This window comes from Streptomyces ruber (genome assembly GCF_014648075.1).
Lineage (GTDB): Bacteria > Actinomycetota > Actinomycetes > Streptomycetales > Streptomycetaceae > Streptomyces > Streptomyces ruber.
Genome location: NZ_BMQK01000001.1, coordinates 610991 through 625649 on the forward strand (window position 1 = coordinate 610991; position 14659 = coordinate 625649).

Below are 14659 nucleotides of genomic sequence, written 5' to 3' on the forward strand. Positions count from 1 at the left end.
TGCGGGTACTGCGGCAGGATGGACACCATGCCGAACCGACTGGCCCAAGAGACCTCGCCCTACCTCCTCCAGCACGCCGAGAACCCCGTGGACTGGTGGCCCTGGTCGCCGGAGGCCTTCGAGGAGGCGCGCAGGCGGGACGTGCCCGTGCTGCTCAGCGTGGGGTACAGCTCCTGTCACTGGTGCCACGTCATGGCGCACGAGTCCTTCGAGGACGCCGAGACCGCCGCGTACCTGAACGCGCACTTCGTCAGCGTGAAGGTCGACCGGGAGGAGCGGCCCGACGTCGACGCGGTGTACATGGAGGCCGTGCAGGCGGCCACCGGGCACGGCGGCTGGCCCATGACCGTGTTCCTCACCGCGGACGCCGCGCCGTTCTACTTCGGCACCTACTTCCCGCCCGAGCCCCGGCACGGCATGGCGTCCTTCCGGCAGGTCCTCCAGGGCGTGCGGGCCGCCTGGACCGACCGCCGGGACGAGGTCGCCGAGGTCGCCGGGAAGATCGTCCAGGACCTGGCCGGGCGGGAGCTGAAGTACGGGGGCGTGGACGTCCCCGGTGAGCAGGAGCTGGCGCAGGCCCTGCTCGGGCTCACCCGGGAGTACGACGCCGCGCACGGCGGGTTCGGCGGGGCGCCCAAGTTCCCGCCGTCCATGGCCGTCGAGTTCCTGTTGCGGCACCATGCGCGGACCGGCGCCGAAGGCGCTCTGCAGATGGCTCGGGACACCTGCGAGCGCATGGCCCGCGGCGGCATCTACGACCAGCTCGGCGGCGGGTTCGCGCGGTACTCCGTGGACCGGGAGTGGGTGGTGCCCCACTTCGAGAAGATGCTGTACGACAACGCGCTGCTCTGCCGTGTCTACGCCCATCTGTGGCGCTCCACCGGGTCAGAGCTGGCCCGTCGCGTCGCCCTGGAGACCGCCGACTTCATGGTGCGCGAGCTGCGCACCGCCGAGGGCGGGTTCGCCTCCGCGCTCGACGCCGACAGCGAAGAGCAGGTGCCGGGCGAAGCCCGTCCTCAGAAGGGCGGTGGTGGGCGTCGGGAGGGCGGCAGCGGCAAGCATGTGGAGGGCGCGTACTACGTGTGGACGCCCGGGCAGCTCGCCGAGGTGCTCGGGGAGGACGACGCCCGGCTCGCCGCCCAGTACTTCGGGGTGACCGAGGAGGGCACGTTCGAGCACGGGCAGTCGGTGCTGCAACTGCCGCAGCACGAGGGCGTGTTCGACGCCGGGCGCGTCGAGTCCGTCAAGCGCCGGCTGCTGGACGCGCGTGCCCTGCGGCCCGCACCCGGCCGCGACGACAAGGTGGTCGCCGCCTGGAACGGGCTCGCCGTCGCCGCCCTCGCCGAGACCGGCGCCTACTTCGAGCGGCCGGACCTCGTCGAGGCCGCGCTCGCCGCCGCCGACCTCCTCGTCCGGCTGCACCTGGACGAGCACGGGCGGCTCACCCGTACCAGCAGGGACGGCCACGCCGGCGGCAACGCGGGCGTCCTGGAGGACTACGCCGACGTCGCCGAGGGCTTCCTCGCGCTCGCCTCCGTCACCGGGGAGGGCGTCTGGCTGGAGTTCGCCGGGCTCCTCCTCGACCAGGTGCTCGACCGGTTCACCGACCCCGAGTCCGGCTCCCTGTACGACACGGCCGCCGACGCCGAGCAGCTCATCCGCCGCCCGCAGGACCCGACCGACAACGCCACCCCGTCCGGCTGGTCCGCCGCCGCGGGCGCCCTGCTCGGCTACGCCGCCCACACCGGCTCCGAACGCCACCGCACCGCCGCCGAGCGGGCGCTGGGTGTCGTCAAGGTGCTCGGGCCGCGAGCGCCGCGCTTCACCGGCTGGGGGCTCGCCACCGCCGAGGCGCTCCTCGACGGGCCGCGCGAGATCGCGGTCGTGGGCCCGGACGGTCATCCGGGCACGAGGGCCCTGCACCGTACGGCCCTGCTCGGCACCGCGCCCGGCGCCGTGGTCGCCGCGGGCGCGCCGGGGAGCGACGAGCTGCCGCTGCTGGCCGACCGGCCGCTCGTCGGCGGCGAACCGGCCGCGTACGTCTGCCGCAACTTCACCTGCGACGCCCCGACGACGGACGCGGACCGCCTCCGCACGGTGCTGAACGGCTAGGGCCGCGCGGCGGTGGTCAGGCGCCGCCGCTCACGAGCAGCAGGGTCAGCGCCGACAGGGCGGCCCACTGCAGCAGTGCGGCCCCGAATCTGGCGTACGTCCACCGGGTCCGGGGCCACACCGTCGCCGTCAGTCCGAGGGCCGCCGTCGTGCAGAACAGGCCCCACAGCACGCCGCCGGGGGCGGGCGAGAGGACCTCGCCGTAGGTGAGTGCGGTGTCCATGCCGTCCAGCGAACCGCGGGGACGGCCGCCGGTGACCGGCTCGCCTACTCAACCGCGTACTCAACCTGTCCGACATGTACTCAACGGTGTGACGTGTACGCAACTGCGCGGCGTGTACTCAGCCCGCCCGGGTGCGCATGCTCAACGCCTGTCGCACGATCGCGTCGAGCTGCTCGTGGTGGGCGCCCCGCCAGTACGCGCGACCGCAGTCACGGCACTGCGCGAACACGTCGTACGTCCGCCGGGTGCCGCCCTCCAGCCGGTCCGCGACCTCCTCCTTGGTGGCCTCCTTCAGCAGGCCGTTGCAGGCGGTGCACCGGGTCCACGGGCGCAGCTCGGGCGCGAACCGGTCCAGCACGTCCCGCAGCTGCTCGTCGGGCTTCGTGCTGTACACGAACGCGCCCGCCCACAGCTCGCGGCGGCGCAGCAGGCCCCGGTCGCGGCTGAGCATGACCCGGCGTTCGGCGGCCGAGCGGGTGGCGAGGGCGGGGTCGCCGATGTCGGTGGACTCGTAGGCGGCGTCCACACCGAGCAGGCGCAGCCGGCGGGCGAGGGTGCCGAGGTGGACGTCGAGGAGGAAGCGGAGCGGGGCGCCGGGGACGGCCTGCGGACGGGTCACCGGGCGCACCTCGACGTGCTCTCCGGCGGCGGGGACGTGGGACGTCGGCACCTGGCGGCCGTCCACCAGGAGGACGCCGACCTCCGTGAGGGGCACGCCGAGCGACTCGACGACATGGCCGAGCGTCGAGACGCCGTCGGTCGCGACCGCGGTGGCGCCCGCGCGCCGCCCGTGCGGCACGAACAGGCCCAGCTCGGGGGCGAACTCCACGTGGATCTCCGGTCCGTTCACCGGGTCAGGATGTCATGGGGCGCGTCGTACGGCGGATTCTTTTCCCGGCCGGGACCGCGGGCCGGGACCACCGGCCGGGACCGCGGGCCGGGACCACCGGCCGGGACCACGGACCCCGGGCGGTGTCCACCGGCCGGGACCACGGACCCCGGGCGGTGTCCACCTGCGGGCACCTGCCGGGCCCGCCGTTCCCGCGGGCCGGTCGCGCTGCCGAGGGCGCGGTCGGCCAGCTCCGGCAGGCCGTCGCCTCGTACCCCTGCTGCCCGGTCAGCTCCCAGGTGGCGTCCCTGATCGCGGTGCGCGTCCGGAGCTTCTTCGCTTCCGCAGGCTCTGCCGCGGGCCGGCCTCGGGAGCAGGGGTACGTGCCGTGGTCATGCGGGTCGGTGTCCCGCGCGGGCGCGGGGCGCGTGATGGGCCGGACGGGGTACGGAACGCGGGCCGCCCGGCGCCGGATCCGGGTGCCGGATCAGTGGTGCTGGTACGCCACCAGCGAGATGCCGACGTAGTGCACGACGAACGCGGCGAGGGTGAAGGAGTGGAAGACCTCGTGGAAGCCGAACCAGCGCGGTGACGGGTTGGGGCGCTTGAGGCCGTAGATCACGCCGCCCGCGCTGTAGAGGATGCCGCCGACGACGACCAGGACGAGCACGGCGATGCCGCCCGTGCGCAGGAAGTCCGGCAGGAAGAAGACGGCCGCCCAGCCCATCGCGATGTAGCAGGGGGTGTAGAGCCAGCGCGGGGCGCCGATCCAGAACACGCGGAAGACTATGCCCGCCGCGGCGGCGGCCCAGATCCCCCACAGCAGCCACCGGCCCTTGGCGTCGGGCAGCAGCAGGAGCGTCAGCGGGGTGTACGTGCCCGCGATGATCAGGAAGATGTTGGCGTGGTCGAGCCGGCGCAGCACGGCGTCCGCGCGCGGGCTCCAGTTGCCCCGGTGGTAGAGGGCGCTGACGCCGAAGAGCAGACAGGCGGTCAGGACGTAGATGCCGCACGCTATGCGCCCGCGGGTCGAGGGCGCGAGGGCGGTGAGCACCAGGCCCGCGACGACGACGGCCGGGAACATGCCGGCGTGCAGCCAGCCGCGGAGCTTGGGCTTGACCGGATGCGGCAGGGAGAGCGCCTGGGGACCACGGCCGGCGGCCTGCGTGTCCGTGGGCGCGTCGGGGACGGACGCAGTCATGCACCGCATCGTACCTACGGAACCGTAAGTTACGTGTCAGTCCTGGGCTTTGGGTGGCCAGGAGTGGCCATGGTCTCACGGCATCCGGCGCTTCCCGGGGGTGCGAAGTCAACGTTAGGTGTCATACGGGGATCGACCGGGCGAAATGCTCCGAGTGGCGCGGCTCACGCCGCTCAATTGTGAGGCCCTCTGGACATCTGCGCAGACAGGTCGGATGATCAAATGAGTGCGGTCGGCACCGGATGAGCGCCAGAACGCCCCACCGTGAAGCATCCGGGTCGCAGCCCCCACGGGGCCTTCAACGACAAAACCCTCACTCAGCCTCACTTAGGAGCAATCGTGGCGCGCGACATCGCGGCTCCCTCCACCGTCCCCACCGATCACCAGGGACTGATCTCGTGGGTGAACGAGATCGCCGAACTGACCCAGCCGGACGACGTGGTCTGGTGTGACGGATCCGAAGCCGAGTACGAGCGGCTCTGTGAGGAACTGGTCGAGAAGGGCACCTTCCGCAAACTCGACCCGATCAAGCGCCCGAACTCCTACTACGCGGCCTCCGACCCGACCGATGTCGCCCGGGTCGAGGACCGCACCTTCATCTGCTCGGAGGCGGAGGAGGACGCCGGCCCGACCAACCACTGGAAGGCGCCCGCCGAGATGCGGGAGATCTTCCAGGGGGAGAGGGGCCTGTTCCGCGGCTCCATGCGCGGCCGGACCATGTACGTCGTCCCCTTCTGCATGGGCCCGCTCGGCTCGCCGCTGTCCGCGATCGGCGTCGAGATCACCGATTCGGCGTACGTCGCCGTCTCCATGCGCACCATGACGCGGATGGGCCGGCCGGTCCTGGACGAGCTGGGCTCCGAGGGCTTCTTCGTGAGGGCCGTGCACACCCTCGGCGCCCCGCTGGAGCCGGGCGAGCAGGACGTCCCCTGGCCCTGCAACACCACCAAGTACATCTCCCACTTCCCCGAGACCCGCGAGATCTGGTCGTACGGCTCCGGTTACGGCGGCAACGCGCTGCTCGGCAAGAAGTGCTACGCCCTGCGCATCGCCTCCGTGATGGCGCGCGACGAGGGCTGGCTGGCCGAGCACATGCTCATCCTCAAGCTCACCCCGCCGACCGGCGAGTCCAAGTACGTCGCCGCCGCCTTCCCGTCCGCCTGCGGCAAGACCAACCTCGCCATGCTGGAGCCCACGATCTCCGGCTGGACGGTCGAGACGATCGGCGACGACATCGCGTGGATGCGGTTCGGCGAGGACGGCCGGCTGTACGCGATCAACCCCGAGGCCGGGTTCTTCGGTGTCGCGCCCGGCACCGGCGAGCACACCAACGCCAACGCGATGAAGACGCTGTGGGGCAACTCCGTCTTCACCAACGTCGCCCTCACCGACGACGGCGACATCTGGTGGGAGGGCATGACGGAGGAGACCCCGGCCCACCTCACCGACTGGAAGGGCAACGACTGGACGCCCGAGTCCGGCACCCCGGCCGCCCACCCCAACGCCCGCTTCACCGTCCCCGCCGCCCAGTGCCCGATCATCGCGCCCGAGTGGGAGGACCCCAGGGGCGTGCCGATCTCGGCGATCCTCTTCGGCGGCCGACGCGCCACCGCCGTCCCCCTGGTGACGGAGTCCTTCGACTGGAACCACGGCGTCTTCCTCGGCGCGAACGTGGCCTCCGAGAAGACCGCCGCCGCCGAGGGCAAGGTCGGTGAGCTGCGCCGCGACCCGTTCGCGATGCTGCCGTTCTGCGGCTACAACATGGGCGACTACATGGCCCACTGGATCGACGTGGCCAAGGACAGGGACCAGTCGAAGCTGCCGAAGATCTACTACGTCAACTGGTTCCGCAAGGACGACGAGGGGAGGTTCGTCTGGCCCGGCTTCGGCGAGAACAGCCGCGTCCTGAAGTGGATCGTGGAGCGGCTGGAGGGCACGGCGGAGGGCGTCGAGACCCCGATCGGCGTGCTGCCGGCCAAGGGTTCCCTGGACACGGACGGCCTGGCCCTGCCGGACGCCGACCTGGACTTCCTGCTCACCGTCGACAAGGACGTGTGGCGCGAGGAGGCGGCCCTCGTCCCCGAGCACCTGAACACCTTCGGCGAGCATGCGCCGCGGGAGCTGTGGGACGAGTACCACGCGCTGGTACGGCGCCTGGGCTGACGTCCGCACCTCGCACGGAGGTGACTCGAAGACTCCGCGGCCGGTCTACCGACAGTGCCCTGACCAGCAACATCGTCACGGCCGGCCGCGGTGCGCACCACCTGGGGAGGCCGGGGTCCGCACAACGGGGTGCGGGCCCCGGCCGGCGTGCCGCGGTGCCGGTGCCGCGACCGAAGTGTGGCGCCCGGTCCGCGCGTCTCAGGAGGTTGCACGCGGACCGGGGCCGCTCGTGGGGGCCCGGGAGCGGGCGGGCCCGGACTCGTCGTCCGGGATCGGGCGGGACCGGACTCGTTGTCCGGGGCCGGGCGGGACCGGACTCGTTGTCCGGGGCCGGGCGGACCTGGACTCGTCGTCCGGGCCGGACAGTCGCGAACCCGTCAGGTCAGCCGGCGGCGACCGGCTCGCGCCGTTCGGCCTGCGCCGCCGCGTGTGCGTCCATGCGCTGGGCGGCGAGGATGGCGGCCGCCGTGTCGGCCCGGGACGCGGCGACCACCAGGGCGCGCCCGGCGAGGGCGTGCGCCCGCTGGTGCAGCGCCAGGGTGTGCGGCTCGTGGATGGCGGCGGCCACCGACGACCGCGCGGGCGGCCGTCCTCCCCGCAGCCGGGCCACCTGCTCGGCGAGCCGGGACGCGGCGGCGTCCAGGTCGGCGGAGGGGGCCAGGGCGCGCAGCTCGTCCGTCACGGCGAGCAGCGCGGCGAGGTGACCCGCGAGCTGGATGTCCAGCTCCTCCTCGCGCGAGCGGTGGGGGAAGTCGGGGGTCGTGGTGCCGGCCATCGTGTGGACCGACTTGGTGCGGATCGGTTCGTACATGGGATGGCCTCCAAAGCCTCTGAGGCAGCCATCCTACATTGGAATCCGTCTAAAGTTGAGCCTGGTCCTGAATTCGTGACGGGCCGATCCTGGAATGGGGAGGCTGGAGGGTCAGGGCTGGCTGTACCCGTCCAGGAAGCGGCCGATCCGTGTGATCGCGGACGTCAGGTCGCCCACCGTCGGCAGCGTCACCACCCGGAAGTGGTCGGGCTCGGTCCAGTTGAAGCCCGTACCCTGCACGACCATGATCTTCTCGCTGCGGAGCAGGTCGAGGACCATCTGCCGGTCGTCCTTGATCTTGTAGACCTGCGGGTCGAGGCGCGGGAAGAGGTACAGGGCACCCTTCGGCTTGACGCAGGTCACGCCCGGGATCTGGGTCAGCAGCTCGTACGCGGTGTCCCGCTGTTCCTTCAGCCGCCCGCCCGGCAGCACCAGGTCGTTGATCGTCTGGCGGCCGCTCAGCGCGGCTACCACACCGTGCTGCCCCGGCATGTTCGCACACAGCCGCATGTTCGCCAGGATCGTCAGACCCTCGAGGTAGGAGCTGGCGTGCGCCCGCGGACCGGAGATCGACATCCAGCCGACCCGGTAACCCGCCACCCGGTACGCCTTCGACATGCCGTTGAAGGTGAGGGTGAGCAGGTCGGGCGCGATCGCCGCGGTCGGTGTGTGCGTGGCGCCGTCGTAGAGGATCTTGTCGTATATCTCGTCCGAGCAGACGAGCAGGTTGTGGCGGCGGGCGATGTCCGTCAGCCCCCGCAGCACCGCCTCGTCGTACACCGCGCCCGTCGGGTTGTTCGGGTTGATGATGACGATCGCCTTGGTGCGGTCGGTGACCTTCCGCTCCACGTCGGCGAGGTCCGGCATCCAGTCGGACTGCTCGTCGCAGGTGTAGTGGACGGCCGTACCGCCGGAGAGCGAGACGGCGGCGGTCCACAGCGGGTAGTCCGGCGCCGGTACGAGGACCTCGTCGCCGTCGTCCAGCAGCCCCTGCATCGCCATGACGATCAGCTCGGAGACGCCGTTGCCGATGTAGACGTGCTCGACGTCCGTCTCGATGCCGAGGGTCTGGTTGTGCATGACGACGGCACGGCGCGCGGCGAGCAGGCCCTTGGCGTCGCCGTACCCGTGGGCCGAGGACACGTTCCGGAGGATGTCCTCCAGGATCTCGGGCGGGCACTCGAACCCGAACGCCGCCGGGTTCCCGGTGTTCAGCTTGAGAATGCGGTGCCCGGCCGCTTCCAGCCGCATCGCCTCCTCGAGCACCGGACCCCGGATCTCGTAACAGACGTTGGAGAGCTTTGTCGACTGGATGACCTGCATGTCCGCGAGCTTACGACCCGGTAGCGGATCAGGCCCCGTGTTTTGCGCCACTGGGACCCCGGGGCCCGGCCGTCACGCCGGTCCGTGACGGCGCACCGCCCGCCCCGCCAGCACGTCCGTCCGGCGCCCGTCCTCGATGACGAAACGGCCGTCGACCAGCACGTACGGGATGCCGGTCGGGAGCGTGCGCGGCGCGGCGAAGGTGGAGCCCGCCGCGACCGTCGCCGGATCGAAGAGCACCAGGTCGGCGCGGTACCCCTCGCGGACCAGCCCGCGGTCCGGCAGCCGCAGCCGGGCCGCAGGACGCCCGGTCAGGTGGGCGACGCACTCCTCCAACGACAGCACGCCCAGCTCCCGGACGTAACGGCCGAGGTAGTGCGGGAATGTGCCGTACGCCCGCGGATGCGGCTTGGCGCCCCGGAGGATGCCGTCGGAGCCGCCCGTGTGCACCCGGTGGCGCATGATCGCCCGGACGTTCTCCTCGTGCCCGACGTGCTGGAGGATCGTCGGGCCGAGCCGGTCGGCCAGCAGCAGCCGGCGGGCGGTGGTCCACGGGGCCTCGCCGCGGGCGTCCGCCGACTCCTGGACCGTACGGCCCACGTACGGGGCCAGGGACGGGTCGGTCACGCCGGAGATCTCGATCGTGTCCCACTCGATGGGCACGCCGTGACAGCCGTCCGCGCCGACGACCTCCAGATGGTGGCGGATCCGCTCGGCGGTGCCCTCGTCGGACAGCCGCCGCAGGGTCTCCTCGGGTCCGCCCTCGCTCGCCCAGCTGGGCAGCATCGCCGCCAGGGTCGTGCTCCCGGGGAGGTAGGGATAGGTGTCCAGGGTGATGTCGGCGCCGGCGGCCAGCGCCTCGTCCAGCAGCGCCAGCAGCTCGGGCGCGCGCCCCTTGTTCACGCCGAAGTTCATGGTGGCGTGGGTGAGATGGAGGGGGCAGCCCGCCTCGCGGGTCACCTCGATCATCTCCCGGTACGCCGCCAGGGCGCCCGCCCCGTACGAGCGGTGGTGCGGGGCGTAGTAGCCCCCGTACCGGGCCACCACCCGGCACAGCTCGGTGAGTTCGGCGTCCTTCGCGTACATGCCGGGCGTGTACGTCAGCCCGGACGACATGCCGACCGCGCCCTGCTCCATCCCCTCGGCGACCAGCCGCCGCATCCGCTCCAGCTCCCCGGCCGTGGCCTCGCGGTCCTCCCAGCCGACGGCGAGCGCGCGGACCGTGCCCTGCGGGACCAGATAGGCCGCGTTGACGGCGATGCCCCGGCCGTCGAAACCGCGGTCGAGCCGGTCGAGGTACTCGCCGACCGACCGCCAGTCGAAGTCGATGTCGTCGCCGTACTCGTTCCAGCCGGTGATCGCCCGGCGGACACTGTCGAGAGTGCGGTCGTCGACGGGCGCGTACGACAGTCCATCCTGGCCGACGACCTCCAGGGTGACCCCCTGGGCGGCCTTCGCGCTGTGGTCCGGGTCGCGGAGGAGGGCGAGGTCGCTGTGGGCGTGCATGTCGATGAAGCCGGGGGAGAGGACCAAGCCCTCGGCGTCCAGCTCCCGCACCGCGGCCGGGCGCTGGCAGCCCGCCGCGGCGGCCTCCTTGACGATCGACACGATCCGCCCGCCGTCGACGACCACGTCGGCGCGGTACGAGGGGGCGCCGGAGCCGTCCACGACGTCGGCGTCCCGGATGACGAGGTCTTCCACAGCTGCCTCCGCTTCCTTGGTGCGCTCAGAAGAACGTACGGATGTAGTCGACCACCGTGCCGTCCGCCTCGACCAGAGGGATCAGCTGCCACTTGTCGAAGGACGTGCACGGGTGCGACAGGCCCAGGGACACCCAGTCGCCCACCTCCAGGTCCGCCTCGGCGGTGGTGGCGAGCCAGGCGTGCTGATCGGACAGGGAGGTCACCGTGATGCCCGTGGCGGGCCGTTCGGGACCGCCGGGGCGACGCACGGTCCGGGCGACCGGCAGGTCCAGGTCGTACGCCGCGTCCCGCTTGCCCGCGTTGACGAAGGCCTGTTCGGGCGAGGGCCGCGACACCACCTGGGTCCACAGGCGGAACGCGGGCTGGAGGGCGCCCTCCTCGGGCACCCGGACGAACGGCGTGACCCGGCCGTAGTAACCCTCGTCGTGCGAGACGTACGCGCCCGAGCGCAGCAGCTTCAGCACGGGCAGGGACAGCTCCGGAAGCCCGGCGAACACCTCGGCCACCGCGTCGAACCAGGCGCTGCCGCCCGCGCTGACCACGATCTCGTCGAGTCCCGTGCCCGCGAACCGGCCCGCCCGGTCGAAGTCCTCCGCCAACGCGGCCAGCCGGCGCAGCCACGCCCGTACCCGCTCCGGGTCGGCCTCCGGCACCTCGCCCTCGTACCCGGCCACGCCCACCAGCCGCAGCGTCTCCGCCGCCGCCACCGCGTCGGCCACCGCCGCGCACTCCGCCTCCGTACGCACCCCGGTGCGCGCCCCCTCGCCCGCGGCCAGTTCCACGACCACGTCCAGCGGGCGGGCGCCCGGCGCGGCGGCGGTGTCCCGCAGCGCCGCGTCCATCAGCTCGACACCGCGCACCGAGTCGACGTAACAGACGAGCCGGAAGTCCGGATCGGCGGCCAGCTCGGCGCCGATCCACCGGAGCGCGGCCGCGTCCACCACCTCGTTGGCGAGGAACACCCGGTCGACGCCGAACTCCCGCGCCACCCGCACCTGATGGGGCACCGCCAGCGTGATCCCCCACGCGCCGCGCTCGATCTGCCGCCGGAACAGCTGCGGGGCCATGGAGGTCTTGCCGTGCGGCGCGAAGGCGAGCCCGTGCCGGGCGGCGTAGCCCTCCATCAGGGCCAGGTTGTGCTCCAGGCGCTCGGCGGAGAGGGCGAGGACCGGGGTGGTGAAGCCGCCGGTGAAGAGGTTGCGGCGCTCGGCCGTCAGCTCGCCGACCGTGAGCCCGGCGGCGTCGGGAGGGAGTCCCTTGAAACGGTGGCCCACGGGCTCGGCGGCCAGTCCCGCGAAGGGGGCGGTTTCCGTAGCCGTACCTGTAGCCGTGCCCATGGAGCCTCCCTGATGCCGTTGCGTGTATCGCAATGGGCGTTGTGCACTGCGCTCACGGCTGTCTAACATCCCCGCTGACACCGGGTCAACGGAAGGGACACACGGCATGAGCCAGAGCGTCGACCGCGCGCTGAGCATCCTGCCGCTGCTCGCCGAGGGGCCCGCCGACCTCGGCCGGGTCGCCGACCGGCTCGGCGTCCACAAGTCGACGGCCCTGCGCCTGCTGCGCACCCTCCACGAGCACGGCCTCGTGTACCGCCAGCCCGACCAGCGCTACCGCCTCGGCGCCCGCCTCTTCGCCCTCGCCCAGGAGGCCGTCGAGAACCTGGACGTCCGCGAGATCGCCCACCCCCATCTCGTACGCCTCAACGAGGAGTGCGGGCACACCGTCCACCTCGCGGTGTACGAGGAGGACGAGGTCCTCTACATCGACAAGGTGGAGAGCCGCTATCCGGTGCGGATGTACTCGCGCATCGGCAGGCCCGTCGCGATCACGGTCGCCGCCGTGGCCAAGCTGCTCCTCGCCGACCTGCCCGAGGACCGCCGCCGCGCCCTCGCGGAACGGCTCGACTACCCGATGTACACCGCCCGTTCGACCCCCGACGCGGCCACCTTCCTGGAGGAACTGGCGAGGGTGCGCGAACAGGGCTGGGCCACCGATCTCGGAGGCCACGAGGAGTCCATCAACTGCGTCGGCGCCCCCATCCGCGGTGCCGACGGCCGGGTGGTCGCCGCGATGTCCCTCTCCGCCCCGAACGTCGTCGTCACCGCCGACGAACTCCTCGCCCTGCTCCCGCTGGTGCGCCGCACCGCCGACGCCATCGGCCGGGAGTACTCGGGCACGACCCCGGCAGACACCCCCCATGACTGAGGAAGCCGCATGACCGACAGGACCGACGTGACCGCCAAGACCGCCCTCACCCCGAAGACCCACACCGTCCCGCCCGCGAAGTTCTCGCACGGTGTGCGGAAGGGGAACATCCTCCAGGTCGCCGGACAGGTCGGCTTCCTGCCGGCCGAGGAGGGCAAGCCCCCGACGCCCGCCGGCCCGACCCTGCGCGAGCAGACCCTCCAGACCCTCGCCAACGTCAAGTCGATCCTGGAGGAGGGCGGCGCGACATGGGACGACGTGATGATGATCCGCGTCTACCTCACGGACGTCGACCACTTCGCGGAGATGAACGCGATCTACAACGAGTACTTCGAGGAACAGCACCTCACCGCTCCGCCCGCCGCCCGCACGACCGTCTACGTGGGCCTGCCCGCGGGCCTCCTCATCGAGATCGACGCGTTGGCCGTACTCGGCTGACTCCCGGACAACACACACGGTGCGGCGCCTCCTCGGCGCCGCACCGCGCCCCTCCCTGCCCGAAAACCCGAAAACCCGAAAGCCCGGAAGCAGCACGGATCCACGCGGAGGACCTCGGATGTCCAGCTCGCCCCGTTCGCTCCACTTGCTCGCCGCCGACACGGCCCCCGAGGCCCCACCCCACACCGGCGGCCTGCTCACCCTGATCGACGGCACCGCAGGTCTCCTCACCGTCGCCGCCCTCGGCATCGTCCTTCTCCTCGTCCTGATCATCAGAGTCAGACTGCAGCCCTTCGTGGCCCTCCTCGCGGTGTCCATAGCCGTGGGCCTCGCGGCCGGCCTGTCCGTCACCGAGCTCTTCGGCACCGTCCAGCGCTCGGACGCCGTCTCCACCATCGAGTCCGGCATGGGCGGCATCCTCGGCCACGTCGCCATCATCATCGGCCTGGGCACGATGCTCGGCGCGATCCTCGAGGTCAGCGGTGGCGCGGAGGTACTGGCCTCCCGGCTGCTGGGCCTGTTCGGGGAGAGGCGCGCACCCCTCGCCATGGGCCTGACCGGCCTGATCTTCGGCATCCCGGTCTTCTTCGACGTCGGCATCTTCGTCCTCGCGCCGATCGTCTACGCGGCGGCGAAACGCTCCGGCAAGTCGGTCCTGCTGTACTGCATGCCGCTCCTGGCGGGCCTGTCCGTCACCCACGCCTTCCTGCCGCCGCACCCCGGCCCGGTCGCCGCGGCCGGACTCCTGCGCGTGGACCTCGGCTGGGTGATCCTCATGGGCATCGTCTGCGGCATCCCTGCGGTGGTGGCCGCCTGGGTGTACTCCGCCTGGATCGGCCGGCGGATCTTCGTCGCCGTACCGCAGGACATGGTGGAGGCGGCGGAGGAGGCCAAGCAGGCGGTCGTGGACGAACAGCGCGCGGCCGGAGTGGAACCCGCCGAGAAGCCGGTGCCGCTCGGCACGGTCCTCGCCATCATCGGTACGCCGCTGCTCCTGATCCTGGCGGCGACGTTCTCCTCGATCGCGCTCGATCCCTCCACCCTCCGCTCGGTCATCGAGTTCTTCGGCAACCCGTTCGTGGCGCTGACGCTCGCCCTCTTCCTCGCCTACTACCTGCTCGGCATCCGCCGTGGCTGGTCCCGCAAGTCGCTGGAGACCGTGTCGACCTCGTCCCTGAAGCCGGTCGGCAACATCCTGCTGGTGGTCGGCGCGGGCGGGGTCTTCGGCGCGGTCCTGAAGGCCAGCGGCATCGCCCAGGCCCTGTCGGACACCTTCAACGACGTCGGCCTGCCGGTGATCGTCCTGTCGTACCTGATCTCGGTGGTCCTCCGGGTGGCCCAGGGCTCGGCGACGGTCGCGATCGTGACGACGGCCGGCATCGTGGCCCCGCTGCTCTCCGAGGGCGACTACTCACAGCCCTTCGTCGCCCTGGTCATCATGGCGATCTCGGCCGGTTCCATCTTCGCCTCGCACGTCAACGACGGCGGCTTCTGGATGGTGGCCAAGTACTTCGGCATCAGTGAGCGCGACACCCTCAAGTCCTGGACGGTGCTGGAGTCGGTGCTGTCGGTGGCGGGGTTCGCGGTGGCGGCGGTGCTGAGTCTGTTCGTGTAGACGTGTGCGGGGTCCGTGTAGGCGTCTGATAAC

Annotated in this window: 12 protein-coding genes; 5 read left to right on the top strand and 7 right to left on the bottom strand. The window is 71.9% G+C overall.

The annotated features are described in order from the left end of the window. Positions 1 to 27 precede the first annotated feature (27 nt). Positions 28 to 2112 carry a thioredoxin domain-containing protein gene (locus IEZ04_RS02850; RefSeq protein WP_189214972.1) on the top strand — a complete coding sequence of 695 codons (2085 nt, stop codon included), beginning with the start codon at positions 28 to 30 and terminating at the stop codon, positions 2110 to 2112. A gap of 16 nt (positions 2113 to 2128) precedes the next feature. On the opposite strand, the gene IEZ04_RS02855 is transcribed toward IEZ04_RS02850, so the two are convergent. The 3 genes from IEZ04_RS02855 to trhA all read right to left on the bottom strand — a co-directional run bounded on the left by IEZ04_RS02855 (position 2129) and on the right by trhA (position 4365). Next, a complete protein-coding gene (locus tag IEZ04_RS02855) occupies positions 2129 to 2335 on the bottom strand; it encodes a hypothetical protein (RefSeq protein ID WP_189214973.1) in 207 nt (68 codons plus the stop codon). 118 nt (positions 2336 to 2453) lie between these two features. Further along, positions 2454 to 3185, bottom strand: coding sequence for a Mut7-C RNAse domain-containing protein (locus IEZ04_RS02860; protein WP_189214974.1), 732 nt, complete (start codon positions 3183 to 3185; stop codon positions 2454 to 2456). 466 nt (positions 3186 to 3651) lie between these two features. After that, a complete protein-coding gene (gene trhA, locus IEZ04_RS02865; RefSeq protein WP_189214975.1) occupies positions 3652 to 4365 on the bottom strand; it encodes a PAQR family membrane homeostasis protein TrhA in 714 nt (237 codons plus the stop codon). 339 nt (positions 4366 to 4704) lie between these two features. On the opposite strand from trhA, the gene IEZ04_RS02870 reads away from it, so the two are divergent. After that, the gene (locus tag IEZ04_RS02870) at positions 4705 to 6528 is read left to right on the top strand and encodes a phosphoenolpyruvate carboxykinase (GTP) (protein ID WP_189214976.1); all 1824 of its coding nucleotides are present in this window, start codon (positions 4705 to 4707) and stop codon (positions 6526 to 6528) included. A gap of 382 nt (positions 6529 to 6910) precedes the next feature. Here the strand turns inward: IEZ04_RS02870 and IEZ04_RS02875 are convergent, their stop codons facing one another. The 4 genes from IEZ04_RS02875 to IEZ04_RS02890 all read right to left on the bottom strand — a co-directional run bounded on the left by IEZ04_RS02875 (position 6911) and on the right by IEZ04_RS02890 (position 11702). Then, positions 6911 to 7339 (bottom strand): SCO4983 family protein, encoded by a 429-nt coding sequence (locus IEZ04_RS02875; protein WP_189214977.1) that lies wholly within the window; start codon positions 7337 to 7339, stop codon positions 6911 to 6913. 111 nt (positions 7340 to 7450) lie between these two features. Then, a complete protein-coding gene (locus IEZ04_RS02880) occupies positions 7451 to 8662 on the bottom strand; it encodes a pyridoxal phosphate-dependent aminotransferase (RefSeq protein ID WP_189214978.1) in 1212 nt (403 codons plus the stop codon). A gap of 72 nt (positions 8663 to 8734) precedes the next feature. Then, positions 8735 to 10363 (bottom strand): N-acyl-D-amino-acid deacylase family protein, encoded by a 1629-nt coding sequence (locus tag IEZ04_RS02885; RefSeq protein WP_189214979.1) that lies wholly within the window; start codon positions 10361 to 10363, stop codon positions 8735 to 8737. 25 nt (positions 10364 to 10388) lie between these two features. Then, on the bottom strand, positions 10389 to 11702 hold the full coding sequence (locus IEZ04_RS02890) for an amino acid deaminase (protein ID WP_189214980.1): 1314 nt from the start codon (positions 11700 to 11702) through the stop codon (positions 10389 to 10391). A 106-nt stretch (positions 11703 to 11808) separates the two neighbouring features. Between IEZ04_RS02890 and IEZ04_RS02895 the strand changes: the two genes are divergently transcribed. The 3 genes from IEZ04_RS02895 (at position 11809) to IEZ04_RS02905 (ending at position 14626) form a co-directional block, all read left to right on the top strand. Continuing rightward, entirely contained in the window at positions 11809 to 12573 is a 765-nt protein-coding gene (locus tag IEZ04_RS02895) for an IclR family transcriptional regulator (RefSeq protein ID WP_189214981.1), read from the top strand. A 27-nt stretch (positions 12574 to 12600) separates the two neighbouring features. Next, positions 12601 to 13011, top strand: coding sequence for a RidA family protein (locus tag IEZ04_RS02900; RefSeq protein ID WP_189215380.1), 411 nt, complete (start codon positions 12601 to 12603; stop codon positions 13009 to 13011). A gap of 118 nt (positions 13012 to 13129) precedes the next feature. After that, positions 13130 to 14626 (top strand): GntP family permease, encoded by a 1497-nt coding sequence (locus IEZ04_RS02905; RefSeq protein ID WP_189214982.1) that lies wholly within the window; start codon positions 13130 to 13132, stop codon positions 14624 to 14626. The last annotated feature ends 33 nt before the right edge of the window (positions 14627 to 14659 follow it).